A 19,069-nucleotide genomic window follows, 5' to 3' on the forward strand; every position below is an offset into this window, starting at 1 on the left:
GGGTCCTCTCTGGGCGGCGGACCTGCCTCTAGGCGGGCGGGGCGGGGGCGTCAACAAGGCGCGGGGCGTCAATTGGCGCGGGCGGTCCGGCCGGGTCTTGCCACCGGGTGCGGGCGGTCAATCGGCGATGTAGCGGTCGCGGCGGTGGTTGAAGGCGATCACCCCGTTCAGGATCACCGCGCCGAAGAGCGAGAAGGCCACGGTTCGGGTGTCGAAGAGGAAGAAGGCCACGGTGAACAGGATCGCGTCGACGATGAGCTGCACGTAGCCGGCGCGAAAGCCCGTGCGGTCCTGGATCATCAGCGCGATCACCCCGAGCCCGCCGAGCGAGCCCTTGTGGCGGAAGATCCCCAGCAACCCGTAGCCGGTCAGCACGCCGAAGATCGCGGTGCCCAGGATCGGATCGAGGTGATCGAAGCTCATGCCGCGGGGGATGTAATCCACCGCGACCGAGACGACGGTGACGCAGAAGAAGGATTTCAGCGTGAATTCCGAGCCGAGGCGCTTCCAGGCGAGGGCGTAGAAGGGCAGGTTCACCAGGAAGAAGACCAGCCCGAAGCTCCAGCCCGAGAGATAGGCGATGATCAGCGCGAGGCCGGCGGTCTGGCCGGTGATGAAGCCCAGCGAGGAGATGAAGACCAGCCCGGTGGCAGAGGTCAGCAGCGCGATGGCGAGGCCCTGGATGTCCTCGAGCGGGGTGTGGTGCTGGCGGTATTCGGTGGGCAGGGGGATCGGGGCGGGCATGGGACCTCGCGGGACATTGGGAGGAATTATTGGGTCAGTAATGCTTCCATAAATATAGGGCGCAGGGGGCGGCGGGACCAGCGGGAATTCTGTCGCGGGCGGGGCGGCGGTGCGACGCGGTGCAGGGGCTGCCCGGTGGATGGGCAGGTGGGGGGCGGGGGATGCGCCTTCGGCGGGCATATTGGGGGAAAGATGAAAGGCGGCGCGGGGGACGCGGTTCCGCCTCCGGCGGCCGTATTGGGGGAAAGATGAACGGGGGATGCGCAAAGGGCCGCCCCGGATGGGACGGCCCTGGAGTGCCGGAAGGCGCCGGATCAGAGTTTCAGGGCCCTGTTCAGGTTCTGGTCGATCTTTTCCAGGAAGCCCATGGTGGTCAGCCAGCCCTGGTCGGGGCCGACCAGCAGCGCCAGGTCCTTGGTCATGTAGCCCGATTCCACCGTGTCCACGACGACCTTCTCCAGCGTGGTGGCGAAGGTCATCAGCGCGTCGTTGCCATCGAGCAGCGCGCGGTGCTTCAGGCCGCCGGTCCAGGCGTAGATCGAGGCGATCGAGTTGGTGGAGGTCTGCTTGCCCTCCTGGTGCTGGCGGAAGTGACGGGTCACGGTGCCATGGGCCGCCTCGGCCTCGACGATCTTGCCATCGGGGGTCATCAGCTGCGAGGTCATCAGACCCAGCGAGCCGTAGCCCTGGGCCACGGTGTCGGATTGCACGTCGCCGTCGTAGTTCTTGCAGGCCCAGACGTAGCCGCCGGACCATTTCAGCGCCGAGGCCACCATGTCGTCGATCAGGCGGTGTTCGTACCAGATCCCCGCCTTCTTGAACTCTTCCGCGAACTCTTCCTCGTAAACCTTTGCAAACAGGTCCTTGAAGCGACCGTCATAGGCCTTGAGGATGGTGTTCTTGGTGGACAGGAACACCGGCCATTTCAGCGACAGCCCGTAGTTGAACGAGGCCCGCGCGAAGTCGATGATCGACTGGTCGAGATTGTACATTCCCATGTAGACGCCGGCGGAGGGCGCGTCGTAGACCTCGCGCTCGATCTCGGTGCCGTCCTCGCCGACGAATTTCATCGTCAGCTTGCCCTTGGAGGGGAAGTGGAAATCGGTGGCCTTGTACTGATCGCCGAAGGCGTGACGGCCGACCACGATGGGCTTGGTCCAGCCGGGGACAAGACGGGGCACGTTCTTGCAGATGATCGGCTTGCGGAACACCACGCCGCCCAGGATGTTGCGGATCGTGCCGTTCGGGGACTTCCACATCTTCTTGAGGCCGAATTCCTCGACCCGGGCCTCGTCGGGGGTGATGGTGGCGCATTTCACCCCGACACCGACTTCCTTGATCTTGTTGGCCGCGTCGATGGTGATCTGGTCTTCGGTGCGATCACGCTCCTCGATGCCGAGGTCGTAGTAGAGCAGGTCGAGCTCAAGGTAGGGTTCGATCAGCTTCTTCTTGATGAACGACCAGATGATGCGGGTCATCTCGTCGCCGTCGATATCGACGATGGGGTTGTCTACCTTGATCCTGGACATGGGTGGCTCCTCGGGGGAATCGTAATGCGATGGGATTACTGTGCCTCCTTAGACTAACGATTGCTGAACGTCCACGGTCGTATACATTTGTATACGAGATTTTTGCCCCGGGCCGGTGCCTGAAAAGTCAAAACCCCGCGACCGGGATCGCGGGGTTTGTTATCGCTCACACCGGAGGCGCGTTCACTGGTCCTTGTGGCGCTCCAGGTGGTTGACCCGCAGCATCACCAGCAGCGCGAGGCCCGAGAGCACGAAGGAGGACAGCAGCTGCGGCAGGATCGTGCCGTTGAAGGTCTGGGCCACCAGGGTCGACAGGATCGCGCTGCTGATCGTCGAGACCGCGCCGATCACCGAGGCCGCGAGGCCTGCGATATGGCCCACCGGCTCCATCGCAAGGGCGTTGAGATTGCCCATCGTCATGCCGATCTGGTAGTAGACCGCCGCCTGCCAGACCAGGTAGGCGACGAAATAGGGCAGGCCGCGCGGTCCGAAGAGGTGGAACAGCAGCATCGCGGCGCTGAGCACCAGGAAGCAGGAGAGCACGAAGGTGATGATCTTGCGCATCCCGTAGCGCCCGACCAGCGTGGCGTTCACCAGCGACGACGTGCCGGCCAGCATGCCCAGAGCAAAGAACCAGTAGGGGAATTGCGTGGAACGGTCGAAGACCTGGGTGAAGGCCGGCTCGATCAGCGAGATGGTGATGAACATCGTCGACATGATCAGCACCTGAACCACCAGCGTCAGGCGCACCATCTGGATCCCCAGCATCTCGCGGGCGGCATGGACGATGGAGATCACGCGGAAGGGGCGGCGACGCTCTTTCGGCAGCGGTTCCTCGATGCGCAGGGTGAACCAGCTGCTGCCGATCAGCACGAAGATCATGAAGGCGATGAAGATGCCGTGCCAGCTGCTGAAACCGACGATCCAGGCGCCGACCAGCGGGGCGATGGCGGGGAAGATGGTGAAGACCATCATCACGAAGGACACCAGGCGCGCCATGTCGCGGCCCGAATGCAGGTCGCGGATGATGGCGATGGCGATGATCCGCGGTGCGGCGGCGCCCAGGCCCTGCAGCATCCGCGCGGCGACCAGCAGGTCCAGCGTCGGCGCGCGCCAGGCCAGAACGGTGCCCAGCAGGTAGATCGCCACGCCCAGCAGGATGATGGTCTTGCGCCCGAAACTGTCGGACAGCGGCCCGGTAAAGAAGGTGCCCAGCCCCATGCCGATCATGAACATCGACAGCACCAGCTGGATGTCGTTGGCATCCTCAAGCTGGAGATCCCGCGCCATGTCGGGAAGCGCGGGCAGCATGGAGTCGATCGAGAAGGCGACCGAGGCCATCATCATGGCCATGATCGCCACAAATTCGACCGGATGAATGCGTTGCGCCATGGAAAATCCCTTTTGAAGAGTTCACATGCCGCTAGCAGCTTTTTGATTCCCCGGCCAGATGCAGAACCGCCCGGGACTCGCGGAGCCGGTTGTGCGGCATTGCACTGCCGGGGCGCGGGCCCGTGCCGGATAGCGGATCAGTCCTCGGGCTGATCCTGCGTCGCCAGCTTGCCCGAGATCTCGTCGATGACCTTGAGCCAGAGATCGACCGGCTGGGCGCCGGGGACGGCGTGCTGCTGGGCGACGATGAAGGTCGGCACCGAGGTGATGCCCATCTGGCGCGAATGCGCGTCGCGGTCGCGGATCGCCTGTTCGTCGGCATCCGATTGCAGCAGGCGGCGCACGATGGCGGCGTCCATCTCGGCGCTGTCGGCGATGTCGCAGAGCACGTCCTGCTGGCCGATGTCGCGCCCCTCGACGAAATTGGCCCTGAACAGCGCATCGACCACCGGGCCCTGCACCTGTTCGAGGCCGGCCCAGTGGATCAGCCGGTGCGCATCCAGCGTGTTGGGGGCGCGGCGCACGGCGTCCAGATCGGCCTCGATCCCGAGGCTGTCGAACTGGGCGCGCAGATTGGCCTGGGCCTCTTCCGCACCTTCCTCGCCGAAGCGCGACAGCAGGAAGTCGCGCTGGTCCATGCCTTCGCGCGGCATCTCGGGGTTCAGCTGGAACGGATGCCATTCGATGTGGAAGGGATGCGCCGGACGCTCTGCAAGCGCCCGGTCGAGGAGCGTCTTGCCGATGTAGCACCAGGGGCAGATCGGATCGGAGAGGATGTCGAGCTTGATGGCCATGCGCCCTTGCTAGGGCGCGCGCGCGGCGCTTGCAAGCGGCTGTCGCATCGCGGTATCTTCTGCCGCATGCAAGAGACCAATCCGCGCAACCTGATCCGTATCGCCCGCGAGAGCGGCCGCCAGGAAGGCGGCGAGCCGCTGGACCTGGGCGAGCGCGTGCGCGAACTGCGCCGGGCCCGCGACTGGACGCTGGAATTCGCCGCCCACAAGGCGGGACTGGCGCGTTCGACCCTGTCGAAGATCGAGAACGGGCAGATGTCGCCCACCTACGACGCGCTGAAGAAGCTGGCGACGGGGCTGGGCATTCCGGTGCCGCAGCTGTTCACCGCGCCGAAGACCGGACAGGTCATGGGGCGGATGGTCTCGACCCGCGAGGGCGAGGGGCAGGCCCATGCCACCGCCACCTACGAGCACGAGCTGCTGGCCAGCGGGTTGACGCGCAAGCAGATGCTGCCCTACCGGGCGCGCATCCGGGCCCGCAAGCTGGAGGAATTCGACGGCTGGGTGCGCCATGACGGCGAGGAATTCCTTTACGTGCTGACCGGGGTGGTGCGGCTTTACACCGAATTCTACGAGCCGCTGGAGATGCGGCGCGGCGACAGCGCCTATTACGATGCCTCGATGGGGCACAACGTGGTCTCGGTCAGCGAGGATGATGCGACGATCCTCTGGGTGACCTCGCTGGGCTGAGCCTGGCGGGCGTGTCGACAGCCGTATTTTTGGAAAGATGAATGTGAAACGGCCCGCGCGATGGCGGGCCGTTTTGCATATTTATGGAAAGATGAAGGGCTACGGCGCCGACGGGGCCTGCCACCAGACGTCGGGCAGGAAGTAGACGCCGTCGCCGTAGAGCGGGATATGGGCGGGGTATTTCAGATCCGCCTTGTGGGCGATGCGGCCCTTGTCGAAGAGGAAGACCGGGATCACGTAGCGTCCTGCCGTCAGCACGCGGTCAAGGGCGCGGGTGGCGGCGGTGAAATCCTCCAGGCTGCGCGAGGAGAGCATGGCGTCGATCATCGCATCCGCGGCGGGGCTCTTGAGGCCCATGAGGTTGCGGGAGCCGGGCAGGTCGGCGCTTTGGCTGCCCCAGTAGAGGCGTTGCTCATTGCCGGGCGAGAGCGAGAGTTCGCGGCGGAAATCGGTCATGTCGAAGTCGAAATCCTGGGTGCGCATTGCGTATTGCGCATCGTCCACCAGGGTGATCGTGGTGGTGATGCCCAGACGTTTCAGCGCGTCCTGGTAGATGTCGATGATCGACTGGTCCTGGCGGTCGCCCTGGCGCAGCAGGATGTCGAAGCTGAGGGGGCGGCCTTCGCCGTTGCGGCGCACGCCGTCAGACCCCACGACCCAACCGGCCTGTTCCAGCTCCTGCGCGGCGCGGCGCAGGTTGGCGCGGTTGCGCGCGCTGCCGTCGCCCTCGGGCAGGGTGTAGCCGTCGAGGGCGCCGGGGGGCAGGCTGTCGGCGAAGGGGGCGAGCAGGTCCTTGACGCGGCCGGTCGCGGGGCCCGGTCGCATCCCCAGGGTGGAATGCGAGAAATAGGAGGTGATGCGGGGCTGGCGGCCACCGGTGATCGTGCCGTTGATATATTCGAAGTTGAAGGCCAGCATCATCGCGTCGCGCACGCGGATGTCGTTGAAAGGCGCGCGGCGGGTGTTCATCACGAATCCGGTCATGCCCGAGGGACGTTCGGTGGGGATCTCGGACTTGACGATGCGGCCATCCTGAACGGCGGGAAAATCGTAGTCGCGCTGCCATTTCTCGGCGTTGAATTCGCGCAGGAAGGACAGCTCTCCGGCCTTGAAGGCTTCGAAGAGGACGCCCTGATCGCCGTAGAACTCGATCCGGATGGTGTCGAAATTATCGGTGCCGCGGCGCACGGGCAGGTCCTTGCCCCAGTAGTCGGGATTGCGCTTCAGCACGACATTGCGCCCGGCGGTGTAGCTGGAGATCACGTAGGGCGCAGAGCCGATCGGAATGTCGTCAAGGCCGGCATTGGCGAAATCCTTGCCCTGCCATTGCGCCTTTTTCAGGATCGGCGTCAGCCCGGCGATCAGCGCCAGTTCGCGGTTGTCGCCCTTGAAGGTGATGCGGACCTTGCCGGGGCCGGTCTGCTCGATCTTGTCGATCTGGGACCACAGGCCGGCATAGCGGGCGTTCCCCTCGGTGCCGAGTTCGCGGTAACTCCAGATCACATCCTCGACAGTGACGGGTGATCCGTCGGAGAATTTCGCCTTCGGGTTCAGCGTGTATTCGACCCAATGCCGGTCCGGGTCGGTTTCCACCGAGGAGGCGAGCAGGCCGTAGAGGCTGAAGGGTTCGTCGTAATTGCGGATCATCAGGCTTTCATGGGTCAGAAAGCGCAGCTGCCAGGGCGGGGTTCCCTTCTGGACGAAGGGGTTGAGCGAATCGAAGGTGCCGGTGTCGCCGGTGACGAGCGTGCCACCCTGGGGGGCATCGGGATTGGCATAGGGCAGGGCGGTGAAGTCCGGCGGCAGGGCGGGCTTGCCGTACATGGCAATGCCGTAAGAGGGCTCTGCCAGCGCCGGGCCGGCCAGAATCAAGAGCCCGGAAAAGCTTGAAAGCAATGCGGCTTTCGCCGTTTTTCTGACACGTCTGAGAATGGTCATTCCGCCTGAGGCCCTGCTCTGCCTTGTTTTGTTGCCGGGCAGGCTAACTGCGGATTTACATGTTTTCAAACTTTTAGCTTCCATGACGGCGCGGGATTGCTTATAACATGGGTACTGCTCGATAGGTTTCTTGCCTGTATGAAACCTGCCTCAACGACTTAACGCCGGCCTTGTGCCGGCGTTTTTTTCTGCGTGATCAATGAATTCGGAGCGCCGCCCGGACGGGCGTGCGGGCGACTCGGGGCCGCGGTGCAATGGCGTTCGGCCTGTTCACGAAGGGCGTTCTGACGCGGCATACCGGCCATTGTCCCCCTCGCTTTTTGCCGCTGCGGCATTATCTTCGGCTGCGAACGGCCCGGACGTGCCGGGCCTGCGAAGCGAGGAGATTTGCCATGAGCCTGAGCGGGAAGACAGCCATCGTGACGGGGTCCAACTCCGGGATCGGTCTGGGGGTGGCGCGCGCCCTGGCAGGCGCCGGCGCGGATGTGGTGCTGAACTCATTCACCGACGACGAGAAGGACCACAAGCTGGCCGCCGACATGGCCGCGGAATTCGGCGTCACCGTGCGCTACATCCAGGCCGACATGTCCAAGGGCGACCAGTGCCGTGCCCTGATCGAGAAGGCCGGGGCCTGCGATATCCTGGTCAACAATGCCGGCATCCAGCACGTCGCCCCGATCGATGAGTTCCCGGTCGAGAAATGGGATGCGATCATCGCGATCAACCTTTGCTCGGCCTTCCACACCACCGCTGCCGCGCTGCCGAAGATGCGCGCCGCCGGCTGGGGGCGGATCATCAACATCGCCTCGGCGCATGGTCTGCGCGCCTCGCCCTTCAAATCGGCCTATATCAGCGCCAAGCACGGCATCGTCGGCATGACCAAGACCGTGGGTCTTGAGACCGCGAAGGAACCGATCACCGCCAATGCGATCTGCCCGGGCTACGTGCTGACGCCGCTGGTCGAGGCGCAGATCCCCGACACCGCCAAGGAATACAATATGTCCGAGGACGAGGTGGTCGAACAGGTGATCCTGGCCAAGCAGCCTTCGAAGGATTTCGTCACGGTCGAGCAGCTGGGCGGCATAGCCGTCTTCCTGTGCTCGGACGCGGCGGCGCAGGTCACCGGCACGACGATCTCTGCCGATGGCGGCTGGACCGCGCAATGAGCGGGCCCGAGAAATCGCCGGCCGCCCTGGCCCGGATCGACCTGTCGGAGGCCGAAGTCTCCGACAGCTCCCTCTCGGGGGCGCGGTTCAGCGGCATCGACGGGCGCGGGCTGCAGATCCGCGATGCCGACCTGACCGGGGCAGAGCTGACGAACCTGTCGCTGGTCGATGCGATCATCAGCCACGCCGACCTGTCGGGGCTGGTGATCCGCGAGGCCGGCATGGAGGGGATGACCATCGACGGCATCCTGGTGAGCGACCTGCTGCGCAAGTGGCACGAGGGCTGAGCCGCCCGGGAGGCAAGCGATGGTGAGACGGATCAACCTGGCCCTGCAGGGCGGGGGGGCGCATGGCGCCTATACCTGGGGCGTGCTGGACCGGCTGCTTGAGGAGGAGGACCTGGAGATCGCGGCGATCTCGGGCACCTCGGCGGGGGCGATGAACGGTGCCGCTCTGAAGGCGGGCTGGGTGCGCGGTGGCCGGGAAGGGGCCCGCGCGGCCCTGGATGATTTCTGGGCCGACATGGGCGGGATGCGCGACACCGGCCTGCTGGGCTGGGTGATGTCGGGCATTCCGGCCCCGGCGCTGCACCAGATCGGCCTGGCGGCGGAATATTCTCTGGTGGGGCCCGCGCTCGACATGCTGTCGCTTGTGTCGACGCCCTATGCCTCGGGGCCGTTCTACACCAATCCGCTGCGCGCCATCGTCGAGAAGCTGAACTTCGACGAGGTCTGCCATGCCCAGGGCCCGGCGCTTTACGTCAACGCCACAAAGGTGCGCAACGGCAAGATCCGCGTCTTCGAAGGGGCCGAGGTGACGCCAGACGCGCTGCTGGCCTCGGCCTGTTTGCCGACGGTGTTCCGCGCGGTGGAGTTCTTTGACGCTCAGACCGACCGGGTCGAGGCGTTCTGGGATGGCGGCTATTCCGGCAACCCGGCGCTGTTCCCGCTGTTCAGGCCCGACTACCCGGACGATATCGTCATCGTGGCGCTGAACCCGCTGGAACGCGACGAGGTGCCGATGCTGCCCGACCGGATCCAGAACCGGATGAACGAGATCAGCTTCAACACCTCGCTGCTGCGCGAGCTGCGCGCCATCGAATACGTCAAGCGGCTGATCGCGGCGGGGGTCGTTTCCTCGAACGAGAAGAAGGATGTGCTGATCCACCTGATCGCCGATGACGAGGTCATGCTGGACCTGTCGAGCGCCACCAAGATGTTTCCCTACTGCGGGTTGCTGGAGGGGCTGAAACAGGCCGGGCGCGCCTCCGCCGAGGCCTTCCTGTCGGCCCATGGGGACGATCTGGGCAAGCGCTCCAGCGTGGACATGGCGGCGATGTTCGGCTGAGCCTCAGCGCCCGATGGTGCCCTTGCCGGGCTTCGTCGGGTCCTTCGGGTTCGGATAGACCAGCCCGGCCGAGATCACCAGCTTGGCGGCATCCTCGATCGACATGTCGAGATAGGTCACGTCCTCTTCCGGCAGGTACAGCAGGAAGCCCGAGGTCGGGTTGGGCGTGGTCGGCACGAAGATCGACATCAGCTTCGAGCCGGTCTCGGCGCGCATCGCCAGCTCTCCCTTGGCTTCGGTCGAGACAAAGCCGATGGCCCAGATGCCCTTGCGGGGATACTGGATCAGGCAGGCGCGCTCGAAGCTGCGCTCGGACTGGGCAAAGACCGTTTCGGCGATCTGCTTGGCGCCGGAATAGACGGTGCGCACGATCGGCATCCGGTCCACCAGGCTTTCGCCGTAGCGGATCAGCGAGCGCCCGATCAGCCCCTTCGCGACCCAGCCGATGATCACCGTGAAGACGAGGAAGAAGATGATGCCGACACCGCGCAGGTTGATGCCGATGTAATGTTCCGGCTGGAAGCGTTCGGGCACCAGCGGCAGCACCACGCTGTCGATCCAGCCAAGGATCGACCACAGCACCCAGATCGTCAGCGCGACCGGCAGGATCACCACGATCCCGGTCAGGAACGAGGAGCGCACCCGGGCAAGGACGCCGGGGCGGGAATGGGATGGGGCGTCGTGCTGGGGTTCGGACATGTGCGAGAGAGCCAGAAAAAAAGGAGCGTATGCTCTGGAAGTTAAGAGCTGACCCTCGGCGCGGCAATGGGCCGGGCGCGGATTGTGCCCCCGGCGCGGCCTGACCTTGCGCCGGGGCGGGGGTTACAGGGGGTTCTGCCCCGAGACGTAGCGGGCGGCGGCGTTCAGCGCCCGTTGCAGGGCATCCTCGCGTCCGGCGCCTTCGGCTTCGGCGACGATATGGGCGGCCATGAAGGTGTCGCCGGCGCCGGTGACACGGGTCACCATGACCTTGGGCGGCGTCAGGGTGATCGGTCCGTCCTGGGTCGCATCGCAGGCCGACTTGCCGCCATCGGTCACCAGCGCCCGGCGCGCGCCCTTGGCCAGCAGCCCCAGGGCGGCGCTTTCGGCATCGGGGAAATCGGTGGCGCAGAGCAGCCCGGCCTCTTCGAGGTTCACGTAGAGCAGGGCGCCCGGATGGCGCAGGAAGGGCCGCAGGCGCAGCGCCTTGCCCGGCGAGGCCGGCGCGACCCGCAGGTCGGCATGGGCGAAAGCGGGAGACGAGGCGATCTCTTCCAGCAGGTGCAGCGTCAGGTTGCCGTCCAGCGCCACGCGGCCCTCGAAGGGCTGGCCCGGGGTGCCCAGCGGCCCCTCGGTCAGCGGCCGCAGGATCTTGGCGCCGGCGGCCTCAAGGGAATGGGCGTCGGCAATGGCCGCGATCAGGCCGTTGGCGCCCTCGACCGCCATGTAACGGTCGGTCGGCAGGTCCTCGGAGCGATAGACATGGCTGCACTCCATCCCGAGATCGGCGCAGGCCGAGATCAGCTCGTTGCCCTCGGGGTCGCGGCCGACGGCGGTCAGCAGCACCGGCTTCATGCCGAAACCCGCGAGGGTCATCGCGATGTTCATCGCCACGCCGCCGGGCAGGCGGGTGATGCGGCCCGGCACGTCGGCGCCGCGCTCCATGTGATTGGGCGAGCGTCCGATGATGTCCCACAGGACGGCGCCGATGCAGAGGATGGTGGAATCTTGGCTCATGCGCCATCTGTGCCGGGGGGCGGGGAAAAGGCAAGAGGGGCCTTTGCGTCTTTTCCGGCAGCGGGGTTGCCAAGTCGGCGGACCGGGTGTAAAGGGGCGCCACTTAATCCCGCAGGCGGGGTCGGGCCCATGGGGGAGACATCCCCATGCGTCCACCGGTTGACCATCAGGTTCACACCCCCGCCAAGGCGCAAACCGGAAAGGTAAAGACCATGGCTCTTCCCGAGTTCTCCATGCGTCAGCTGCTTGAAGCTGGCGTGCACTTCGGCCACCAGACGCAGCGCTGGAACCCCCGCATGGGCGAGTTCATCTACGGCGCCCGCAACGGCATCCACATCCTCGACCTGACCCAGACCGTCCCGATGCTGGACGCGGCTCTGAACGTCGTGCGCGAGACCGTTGCCAAGGGCGGTCGCGTGCTGTTCGTCGGCACCAAGCGTCAGGCGTCCGCTCCGGTCGCCGAAGCTGCTGAAAAGTGCGCTCAGTACTACATGAACCACCGCTGGCTCGGCGGCACGCTGACCAACTGGAAAACCGTTTCCCAGTCGATCAACCGTCTGAAGGAAATCGACGAGCGTCTCGAAGGCGGCGCCGAAGGCCTCACCAAGAAAGAGCGCCTGGGCATGGAACGCGAGCAGGGCAAACTGCAGGCGTCCCTCGGCGGCATCCGCGAAATGGGCGGCATCCCGGACCTTCTCTTCGTCATCGACGTCAAGAAAGAGGCCCTGGCCATCCTGGAGGCCAAGAAGCTGGGCATCCCGGTCGTCGCCGTCGTCGACACCAACTGCTCGCCCGAAGGCGTGGACTACATCATCCCGGGCAACGATGACGCCGCACGCGCCATCTCCCTCTACTGCGACCTGGTCTCGCGCGCAGCGCTCGACGGCATGACCGCACAGCTCGGCGCCGCAGGCGTCGACGTCGGCGAACTGGTCGAAGGCTACGAGGAAGAGCTCGCAGCTGCCGAGGCAGAGCAGGCGTAAGCCGTCCGTTCGTTACAGAAGTGTCACCGGCCGCGTGTTAGGCGCGGCCGGAACCCTATTCAGACGTAAGGAGATCCCCCATGGCGATCACTGCTGCACAGGTTAAAGAACTGCGCGAGATGACCGGCGCAGGCATGATGGATGCCAAGAAGGCCCTGACCGAGACCGATGGCGACATGGAAGCCGCCGTTGACTGGCTGCGCACCAAGGGCCTGGCGAAAGCCGCCAAGAAGGCCGGCCGCACCGCCGCCGAGGGCCTCGTCGCCCTGGCCGTGGACGGTGGCAAGGGTGTTGCCGTCGAGGTGAACTCGGAAACCGACTTCGTCGCCAAGAACAAAGACTTCCAGGACATGGTCTCGACCATCGTGACCGCCGCCCTGGGCGCGTCCGATCTGGAATCGCTGAAAGCGGCTGACGTGGGCGGCAAGACCGTCGACGCGCTGATCACCGACAAGGTTGCCACCATCGGTGAGCACATGACGCTGCGCCGCATGGCCGCCCTCGAAGGCGACCAGGTCGTGTCCTACGTGCACAACGCCGCTGCCCCGAACATGGGCAACATCGGTGTTCTGGTCGCCCTGAAAGGTTCGAACGAAGAGTTCGGCCGTCAGGTCGCCATGCACATCGCCGCTGCCAACCCCGCGTCCCTCGGCGAAGCCGATCTGGACCCGGCGCTGGTCGAGCGCGAGCGTTCGGTCCTGACCGAGCAGGCGCGTGAGTCCGGCAAGCCCGAGAACATCATCGAGAACATGATCAAGGGCCGCATGAAGAAGTTCCTCGGCGAAGTGACGCTGCTGGGCCAGGCCTTCGTGATCAACCCCGACCTGACGGTCGAGGCTGCCGCCAAGGAAGCCGGTGTCGAGGTCGTCGGTTTCGTCCGTCTCGAAGTCGGCGAAGGCATCGAGAAGAAGGAAGAGGATTTCGCCGCAGAAGTGGCCAAGGCCGCTCAGGTCTGATCCCCTTTCCAGGATTGAAGAAGGGTCGGAGGTTTCCTCCGGCCCTTTTTTCATGCGCGGGGTCCGGCGGGCGGGACGCATGGAGGCGGTGCCGGGGGGACGTCCGGCACCGCAAAGTCGTTCAGGGGGAGGTTTGGGGATGACGCCCCCGGACTGACGCCGGCGGGAAGATGATGAATTGGTCTTCCTGCCGGTCTTCCGGTTTCCCGGACCCGGTCGGAGAGCCTCGTAATCCTGAGGGTCCGGCCGGCTGTTCCCTGGCCCAAGGCCATCACTCACGGAACGGGGCAAGTATGGCGCCGCGGCGCAGAATTAAAAAGTAAGGGAAACCTTACCAAATCGTTAATGCCGGGTGTGGAGGCGGGTCAGGCGTCGACGATGAACATCTGGTTCAGGAAGGCGGCCTTCAGCACCGCCTGGGCGGTGGTCTCGACGTTCAGCGTACCGCGGGCAAGGCGCAGGTGCTTTTCGACGGTGGCGGTGGTCAGCCCCATCAGGACGGCGATGTCCTGCACGGTCTTGCCATCACCGACCCATTGCAGGGCCTCGCGCTGGCGCCGTGTCAGGCCGCGGGTCAGGCCCGGATAGGGCAGGGTCTGGATCTTCAGATGGGTGATGTTGTTCATAAGGGTGATGTCGCGGCCATGCTCGGCCCACATGGCATCGATGGCCTCCTGGGTCAGCCCCGGGGCGGCGGTCAGCGCGATCGCACCCTTGGTGCGCGGCGACGGCGACTTGAAGGAGATCGAGTAGCCGGCAGTAACCTCCATGGAGCGGTTGAACTCGATCACCTTGCGCTCGCTTTCGGTCAGCGTGCCGGTGGCCAGCATCTGGCCGATGATGTTCCAGGACGACACGCCTTCGTTCTGCAGGGCCCACCGCACCATCGGGGCGTGGAAATACAGCCCCTTGCCCAGGAAGGTATCCCGGTAGGCGGCGGTGTGGTTAGTCAGGATAACGAAATCCTGCGGATCCCCCAGCGAGGTCGCGGTGCGGTAGCGGGTGAAGCCGTAGAGCAGGCGGTCGAAACCGAACCCGGCCATCGCCTCGCAATGACAGGCCCAGAGATCCTCGATGGTCTGGGCATTGGTCAGCTGTTCGAGCACCTCGCGACGGTCCATGATTTCGGTCTCCCCTTGCGGTGACACGGCCCCTGCGCACCGCGTCTACAGTTGCGGATCCGGGCAGGGGGCTTGATCTTGCGAAAACGGCTAGGTCGGTTGTGGCAGGAAGTCGAGGTCGCACGCCGTCGCAGCCGACCTTCGGTGCGGCAGGTGCGACCCCCGCGTCACATTTGGACACCAAGTATGCCAGATGAGCGCGGAAGGCGCTGGTAAATGCCGGAAGAGAGGGCAGTTTTCGGCAACTCGGCAACTCGGCAACTCGGCAACTCGGCAACTCGGCAACTCGGCAACTCGGCAACTCGGCAACTCGGCAACTCGGCTATGTGGTCTTTCCGATTTGCCCTGTCCCCTGTCTTGGGCGACGCCCGCTCCGAAAGCCTGACCTCACCACAGATCCGGCGTGCCGGCATCATCTTCCTCTGCGGGCGGGTCAAGCCCCGGAGGCGGTTCGCCCAGGAGAACGGCGATACTGTCGCCCATGTCGACGCTGGCCTCCAGGCGGCTTCGGCTGATTTTGCTGTCCGGTTTCCAGGTGAAGCTCGGCCCGAATTCCGCCAGCATCCGTTCCATGTCGCGCAGGGACTGGCGCATGTAGTCGATCCGCTGAAACGAAAGGAAGGCATCCTCCGTCAGTGGCTTGCAGGAACAAAGGCTAGCGGAGAGCGCGTCTTCAAGCCCCGCTGTCAGCCCCCGAAGGCTCGACAACTGCCCGGCCAGGACCTCGGCCATGTCGGCGGCCGCGATGTCCAGCGCATCCGATGGCGTCGGGTCGGGGGAGGAAGGCTGGGAGGGCACCCGCATCACAAACGCCCGACCACCGCCTCGATGCAGGCCCGCAGGTCATTCGGCTCGAAGGGTTTCTTGAGGAAGTTGTTCATGCCGAGCGCGCGCCCCTTGTCGATGATCGCCTTGTCGGCCTTGCCGGTGATCAGGATGAAACCGACCCCCTTGGTCTTGGCTCCGGTGCGCAGGGCGTGCAGCAGCTGAAGCCCGTCCATACCGGGCATGTTGAAGTCCGAGATCACCAGATGAACGGGTTTTGTCTCCATCTCCTTCAGGGCCGAGGGCCCGTCCGAGGCGCTGGCGACATTGCGGATCCCGAAGGCGTCAAGCGCCTGAGTAATCAATCCGCGGCTGGTGGACATGTCGTCCACGACCATGATTCTGATCTGATCTCTCAGGGCCATACGTCAATCCTTCCGGGCGGTGGGGGGCACGGAACCGGCCACACGATAGGCCGTCATTCCAGTCGGTTCGAAGAGGGGCAGGGCAGCATCCGAAATGCGTTCGGAATGCCCGAGGAAAATCCAGCCGTCGCCGGTCAGGCGCTGGCGGAAACGCGGCCAGAGCGTGGCCTGGGTGTCGGAATCGAAATAGATCACGACGTTGCGGCAGAAGATGGCGTCGAACTGCCCCTTCATCGGCCAGTCGCGCAGCAGGTTCAGTTCCCGAAAGCGCACCAGCTTGCGCACAGCCGGGCCAACCCGGTACTGATCGCCGCCGGCCGGCTCCATGTAGGTCTTGCGCATCGCTTCGGGAATGCCGGTCACCTGCTGGCCGCTGTAGGTCGCGGCTTCGGCCTTTTCCAGGATGGCCGGGTCGATGTCTGTCCCCAGGATCAACAGGTCCTTGCTGGCCAGTTCCGGCGCCGCGCTCAGCAGGCACATACCGATCGAGTAGGGCTCCTGGCCGCTGGAACAGCCTGCAGACCAGATCCGGATCTTCTGCCCGGCTCGGGTCTTGCGCAGCAACTCCGGCACCACCTTGTCGCGCAGAATGTCGAAATGATGCGATTCCCGAAAGAAATGAGACACGTTGGTGGTCAGAGCCGAGATCATCTGCCGCCGTTCCTCCAGCCCCTCCGGGGAGGAGACCAGGCGACAATAGCTGGGGTAGTCGGGCTGCCCGCTGGCGATCAGCCGTTTTCTGAGCCGTGACTGCACCATGGTCATCTTGCCCACGGGCAGGACGAGGCCGGCCTCGGCCTTGGCCAGGGCCGACAGCGTGGCAAAGGACTTGTCGTCCATCACCATCGCCGAGGTGTCTTGCGAGGGAGGGCTCATGCGGCCTCGTCGCTGCGGCTGGGCACGACGGCGGCCAGGTCAAGGACGCGGATCATCCGGTCGTCGATCACCGTCAGTGCGCGGACAACGGACAGTTGCGGGTCCGAGGATATGTCCGGCGGAATCTGCAGATCGTCCTCGGTGATCGCCACGATGTCGGACACAGCATCGACCAGAAGGCCGGTCAGGGTTCCGTTCATCTTGACCACGATGATGACGTTTCGATCATTCGTCTCCTGCGAGGGCAGGTTCAGCCGGCGGGCCAGGTCCATCACGGGCAGCACCGTGCCGCGCAGGTTGATCACCCCGCGCATGTAGTCGGGAGCATGGGGCATCGGCGTCGTCCGGGTCCAACCGCGGATTTCGCGGACCGACATGATGTCCAGAGAATATTCCTGGTCGGCCACGCGAAATGTCAGCAGCTCCAGGTCACTGGTCTGGCCATGTTCACTCATTTGCTGTCATCCTTTCAGAGAACATGAAATCCGAGCCGCGGATATGGCCCATGCCGGCAATGATGTCCGCCGGGTCGAGGATCAGGGCGATCTGCCCATCCCCGAGGATTGTTGCCGCGGCGATGCCGGGCGCGCGGTAGAAACTGTCGTCGAGGCCCTTGATCACCACCTGTCGCTGGTCCTGGATGCCGTCGATCACCAGGGCGGCGCGGCTGCCGTCCTCGAGCGAGATCAGCAGGACGATGCTGCCCTCGCCGGTCTTTCGGCTGCTGCGATAGCCCAGCATGACGCCAAGGTCATATAGGGGCACGAAACCGCCCCGGACCCGAACCACATAGGCGCCTGGACGCAGCATCTGAACGTCGTCGGGGCCGAGGGAGAGCGTTTCCACCACCACGTTCAGTGGCAGGACCAGGGTTTCGCCGGCGACATTCACAACCATCCCGTCCAGGACGGCGAGCGTCAGAGGAAGGCTGATCGAGAAGGTGGTCCCCTTTCCGGGCTCGGAATTGATCGAGATCCGCCCGCCGAGGGACTGGATCGCGGTCTTCACCACATCCATGCCGACGCCCCGACCGGACAGGTTCGAGACCTTGCTTGCCGTGGAGAACCCGGGCAGGAACAGCAGGTTGTCGATCTCGCTGTCGCTCAGCTGCACATCCGGAGAGATCAGGCCCTTGTTGACCGCGATCTCCTGCACACGGGGACGGTTGATGCCCGCCCCGTCGTCGGCCACCTCGATGATGACGCGCCCGGAGCGGTGCGCGGCGGTGAGGGTCACTGTGCCGGCCTTGGATTTGCCGGCAGCCAGCCGCTTTTCGGCGGTCTCCAGGCCATGGTCGACGGCGTTGCGGATCATGTGGGTCAGAGGATCGGAGAGCCGCTCGATCACCGTCTTGTCGACCTCGGTCGCCTCGCCCTCGGTGACGAGGCGCACGTCCTTCTCGACCGCGGCGGAGGATTCGCGCACGATCCTCGACATGCGCTGGAACAGCGACTTGACCGGCTGGGCGCGGATCATCATCACCGAGTCCTGGATGTCCCGGGTCAGGCGCTGGAATTCCTCCAGCCCGTTCATGGCGTCGGAATGCGGCGAGAGCCCGGCTTCGTCCAGGCTTTGCGACAACATGGCCTGGTTGATCACCAGTTCCCCGACCAGGTTCACGAGCCGCTCGATGCGCTCCAGGTCGACGCGCACCACGGACTTGGCCGCCGTCGCGCCCTTGCGGCCATCCCCCTCGCCATCTTTGTCGGCCACGGCGGCGGCCGCGGGGGCCGCGGGCGGGCTGGCGACCGGCGCGGACCCGGTGGGGGCGGCGACCGGCGGGGACACCGCAGCAGGTTTCGGGACCTCCGGAGGCGGCGCCGGCGGCGGCGGAGCGGACTCAGCCAAAGGGGCGCTGTCCTCCTCGCCTCCGGAGATCTCGATCTCGCAGAGGCCGTCGACGAATTCGAAGATGTCGCGGATCTCGGGTTCGGAGGCCTCGGTCTCGAGCTCAACGATCCATTGCAGATAGGGGGTTTCCGGGGCGAGGTCCGGCAGCAGCGGCAGGTCGGACATGTCGCAGCGGATCTTTGCTTCGCCCAAGGCGGCGAGGTTGCGCAGCAGCATCTGCGGCTCGTTGCCGGTGGCGAAAAGCTCCTGCTCGGGTTTGAAGCGGACGGTGATGCGGTTCAGCGCCGGTCCGGCATCCAGATCGGGCAGGTCGAGCGACAGGCTCAGCCCCATGGGGGTGAAATCGGCCGGTTCGACCTCCTCGCTGCCTCCCTCATCGCCCAGCAGGGCATCGAGGCGGCCCAGCAGTTCCTCGCTGGTTTCCTCGGGAAGGGGGGTGTCGTCACGGCTGGCACGCACCAGATCCGAGAGCTGATCGGCGGCGAGGAAGAAGAGCTTCATCGCCTCGCTGTCGGGATGCAGCGAGCCGTTGCGAACCTCGTCCAGGACGGTTTCGTAGCGATGGGCGAAGCGGACCAGGGTTTCCAGCCCGAAGGCGCCGGCCCCGCCCTTGATCGAATGGACCGCGCGGAACACCACGTTGATCGTCTCCGGGTCCTCGGAGCCGTCGTCGAGCTCCTGCAGGCCATCCTGCAGGGCTTCCAGCAATTCCTCGCATTCGATGAAGAAGGATGCTCGGATTTCTGCCATCGGGTCATTCTGATCGGACATCTGCC

General features: G+C 65.2%; 19 protein-coding genes. 6 read left to right on the plus strand and 13 right to left on the minus strand.

The window, feature by feature from the left end:
• Positions 1–117 precede the first annotated feature (117 nt).
• The 4 genes from KM176_RS05135 to KM176_RS05150 form a co-directional block, all read right to left on the minus strand.
• Positions 118–744, minus strand: a complete 627-nt coding sequence (locus tag KM176_RS05135) for a YitT family protein (protein ID WP_160890981.1) — start codon at positions 742–744, stop codon at positions 118–120.
• Positions 745–1,058: 314 nt separating this feature from the next.
• Entirely contained in the window at positions 1,059–2,273 is a 1,215-nt protein-coding gene (locus KM176_RS05140) for an NADP-dependent isocitrate dehydrogenase (RefSeq protein WP_160890980.1), read from the minus strand.
• A gap of 183 nt (positions 2,274–2,456) precedes the next feature.
• On the minus strand, positions 2,457–3,665 hold the full coding sequence (locus KM176_RS05145; protein ID WP_160890979.1) for a multidrug effflux MFS transporter: 1,209 nt from the start codon (positions 3,663–3,665) through the stop codon (positions 2,457–2,459).
• A gap of 137 nt (positions 3,666–3,802) precedes the next feature.
• Positions 3,803–4,459 (minus strand): DsbA family oxidoreductase, encoded by a 657-nt coding sequence (locus tag KM176_RS05150; protein WP_160890978.1) that lies wholly within the window; start codon positions 4,457–4,459, stop codon positions 3,803–3,805.
• Between the two features lie 66 nt (positions 4,460–4,525).
• Between KM176_RS05150 and KM176_RS05155 the strand changes: the two genes are divergently transcribed.
• A complete protein-coding gene (locus tag KM176_RS05155; RefSeq protein ID WP_160890977.1) occupies positions 4,526–5,149 on the plus strand; it encodes a helix-turn-helix domain-containing protein in 624 nt (207 codons plus the stop codon).
• 99 nt (positions 5,150–5,248) lie between these two features.
• Here KM176_RS05155 and KM176_RS05160 read toward each other — a convergent pair whose 3' ends face one another.
• On the minus strand, positions 5,249–7,087 hold the full coding sequence (locus KM176_RS05160) for an extracellular solute-binding protein (protein WP_160890976.1): 1,839 nt from the start codon (positions 7,085–7,087) through the stop codon (positions 5,249–5,251).
• A 392-nt stretch (positions 7,088–7,479) separates the two neighbouring features.
• Between KM176_RS05160 and KM176_RS05165 the strand changes: the two genes are divergently transcribed.
• The 3 genes from KM176_RS05165 to KM176_RS05175 are packed head-to-tail and all read left to right on the plus strand — an operon-like array spanning position 7,480 to position 9,600.
• Positions 7,480–8,253: a 3-hydroxybutyrate dehydrogenase gene (locus KM176_RS05165; protein WP_160890975.1), complete on the plus strand. Its 774-nt coding sequence runs from the start codon at positions 7,480–7,482 to the stop codon at positions 8,251–8,253.
• On the plus strand, positions 8,250–8,540 hold the full coding sequence (locus KM176_RS05170; RefSeq protein ID WP_160890974.1) for a pentapeptide repeat-containing protein: 291 nt from the start codon (positions 8,250–8,252) through the stop codon (positions 8,538–8,540). The genes KM176_RS05165 and KM176_RS05170 overlap by 4 nt, the downstream gene beginning before the upstream one ends.
• Positions 8,541–8,559: 19 nt before the next feature.
• The gene (locus KM176_RS05175) at positions 8,560–9,600 is read left to right on the plus strand and encodes a patatin-like phospholipase family protein (RefSeq protein ID WP_160890973.1); all 1,041 of its coding nucleotides are present in this window, start codon (positions 8,560–8,562) and stop codon (positions 9,598–9,600) included.
• A 3-nt stretch (positions 9,601–9,603) separates the two neighbouring features.
• On the opposite strand, the gene KM176_RS05180 is transcribed toward KM176_RS05175, so the two are convergent.
• Both KM176_RS05180 and KM176_RS05185 read right to left on the minus strand, forming a co-directional pair.
• Positions 9,604–10,299, minus strand: a complete 696-nt coding sequence (locus tag KM176_RS05180; protein WP_160890972.1) for a DUF502 domain-containing protein — start codon at positions 10,297–10,299, stop codon at positions 9,604–9,606.
• A 123-nt stretch (positions 10,300–10,422) separates the two neighbouring features.
• Positions 10,423–11,316, minus strand: a complete 894-nt coding sequence (locus tag KM176_RS05185) for a PfkB family carbohydrate kinase (protein ID WP_160890971.1) — start codon at positions 11,314–11,316, stop codon at positions 10,423–10,425.
• 212 nt (positions 11,317–11,528) lie between these two features.
• Between KM176_RS05185 and rpsB the strand changes: the two genes are divergently transcribed.
• The gene (gene rpsB, locus KM176_RS05190; RefSeq protein ID WP_160890970.1) at positions 11,529–12,299 is read left to right on the plus strand and encodes a 30S ribosomal protein S2; all 771 of its coding nucleotides are present in this window, start codon (positions 11,529–11,531) and stop codon (positions 12,297–12,299) included.
• An 80-nt stretch (positions 12,300–12,379) separates the two neighbouring features.
• The gene (gene tsf, locus KM176_RS05195; protein ID WP_160890969.1) at positions 12,380–13,255 is read left to right on the plus strand and encodes a translation elongation factor Ts; all 876 of its coding nucleotides are present in this window, start codon (positions 12,380–12,382) and stop codon (positions 13,253–13,255) included.
• A gap of 365 nt (positions 13,256–13,620) precedes the next feature.
• Here the strand turns inward: tsf and KM176_RS05200 are convergent, their stop codons facing one another.
• The 6 genes from KM176_RS05200 to KM176_RS05225 all read right to left on the minus strand — a co-directional run bounded on the left by KM176_RS05200 (position 13,621) and on the right by KM176_RS05225 (position 19,064).
• Positions 13,621–14,376 carry a LuxR family transcriptional regulator gene (locus tag KM176_RS05200; protein ID WP_160890968.1) on the minus strand — a complete coding sequence of 252 codons (756 nt, stop codon included), beginning with the start codon at positions 14,374–14,376 and terminating at the stop codon, positions 13,621–13,623.
• 387 nt (positions 14,377–14,763) lie between these two features.
• On the minus strand, positions 14,764–15,108 hold the full coding sequence (locus tag KM176_RS05205) for a hypothetical protein (protein WP_160890967.1): 345 nt from the start codon (positions 15,106–15,108) through the stop codon (positions 14,764–14,766).
• A 71-nt stretch (positions 15,109–15,179) separates the two neighbouring features.
• A complete protein-coding gene (locus KM176_RS05210; protein WP_160890966.1) occupies positions 15,180–15,566 on the minus strand; it encodes a response regulator in 387 nt (128 codons plus the stop codon).
• 3 nt (positions 15,567–15,569) lie between these two features.
• Complete coding sequence (locus tag KM176_RS05215) at positions 15,570–16,442, minus strand: CheR family methyltransferase (protein WP_160890965.1); 873 nt, start codon at positions 16,440–16,442, stop codon at positions 15,570–15,572.
• Complete coding sequence (locus KM176_RS05220; RefSeq protein ID WP_160890964.1) at positions 16,439–16,897, minus strand: chemotaxis protein CheW; 459 nt, start codon at positions 16,895–16,897, stop codon at positions 16,439–16,441. The genes KM176_RS05215 and KM176_RS05220 overlap by 4 nt, the downstream gene beginning before the upstream one ends.
• Positions 16,890–19,064 carry a chemotaxis protein CheA gene (locus KM176_RS05225; protein ID WP_160890963.1) on the minus strand — a complete coding sequence of 725 codons (2,175 nt, stop codon included), beginning with the start codon at positions 19,062–19,064 and terminating at the stop codon, positions 16,890–16,892. The genes KM176_RS05220 and KM176_RS05225 overlap by 8 nt, the downstream gene beginning before the upstream one ends.
• Between the last annotated feature and the right edge of the window lie 5 nt (positions 19,065–19,069).

The organism is Pseudooceanicola endophyticus, from assembly GCF_018760365.1.
GTDB lineage: Bacteria > Pseudomonadota > Alphaproteobacteria > Rhodobacterales > Rhodobacteraceae > Pseudooceanicola > Pseudooceanicola endophyticus.

Bases quoted from the DNA above. Each gene is read 5' to 3' on its own strand.
- KM176_RS05220 (WP_160890964.1), bottom strand. From the start codon at position 16,897: ATGAGTGAACATGGCCAGACCAGTGACCTGGAGCTGCTGACATTTCGC.
- KM176_RS05165 (WP_160890975.1), top strand. From the start codon at position 7,480: ATGAGCCTGAGCGGGAAGACAGCCATCGTGACGGGGTCCAACTCCGGG.
- rpsB (WP_160890970.1), top strand. From the start codon at position 11,529: ATGGCTCTTCCCGAGTTCTCCATGCGTCAGCTGCTTGAAGCTGGCGTG.
- KM176_RS05175 (WP_160890973.1), top strand. From the start codon at position 8,560: ATGGTGAGACGGATCAACCTGGCCCTGCAGGGCGGGGGGGCGCATGGC.
- KM176_RS05160 (WP_160890976.1), bottom strand. From the start codon at position 7,087: ATGACCATTCTCAGACGTGTCAGAAAAACGGCGAAAGCCGCATTGCTT.
- KM176_RS05205 (WP_160890967.1), bottom strand. From the start codon at position 15,108: ATGGCCGAGGTCCTGGCCGGGCAGTTGTCGAGCCTTCGGGGGCTGACA.
- KM176_RS05185 (WP_160890971.1), bottom strand. From the start codon at position 11,316: ATGAGCCAAGATTCCACCATCCTCTGCATCGGCGCCGTCCTGTGGGAC.
- KM176_RS05210 (WP_160890966.1), bottom strand. From the start codon at position 15,566: ATGGCCCTGAGAGATCAGATCAGAATCATGGTCGTGGACGACATGTCC.
- KM176_RS05215 (WP_160890965.1), bottom strand. From the start codon at position 16,442: ATGAGCCCTCCCTCGCAAGACACCTCGGCGATGGTGATGGACGACAAG.
- KM176_RS05180 (WP_160890972.1), bottom strand. From the start codon at position 10,299: ATGTCCGAACCCCAGCACGACGCCCCATCCCATTCCCGCCCCGGCGTC.
- KM176_RS05150 (WP_160890978.1), bottom strand. From the start codon at position 4,459: ATGGCCATCAAGCTCGACATCCTCTCCGATCCGATCTGCCCCTGGTGC.
- KM176_RS05225 (WP_160890963.1), bottom strand. From the start codon at position 19,064: ATGTCCGATCAGAATGACCCGATGGCAGAAATCCGAGCATCCTTCTTC.
- KM176_RS05200 (WP_160890968.1), bottom strand. From the start codon at position 14,376: ATGGACCGTCGCGAGGTGCTCGAACAGCTGACCAATGCCCAGACCATC.
- KM176_RS05140 (WP_160890980.1), bottom strand. From the start codon at position 2,273: ATGTCCAGGATCAAGGTAGACAACCCCATCGTCGATATCGACGGCGAC.
- KM176_RS05145 (WP_160890979.1), bottom strand. From the start codon at position 3,665: ATGGCGCAACGCATTCATCCGGTCGAATTTGTGGCGATCATGGCCATG.
- tsf (WP_160890969.1), top strand. From the start codon at position 12,380: ATGGCGATCACTGCTGCACAGGTTAAAGAACTGCGCGAGATGACCGGC.
- KM176_RS05170 (WP_160890974.1), top strand. From the start codon at position 8,250: ATGAGCGGGCCCGAGAAATCGCCGGCCGCCCTGGCCCGGATCGACCTG.
- KM176_RS05135 (WP_160890981.1), bottom strand. From the start codon at position 744: ATGCCCGCCCCGATCCCCCTGCCCACCGAATACCGCCAGCACCACACC.
- KM176_RS05155 (WP_160890977.1), top strand. From the start codon at position 4,526: ATGCAAGAGACCAATCCGCGCAACCTGATCCGTATCGCCCGCGAGAGC.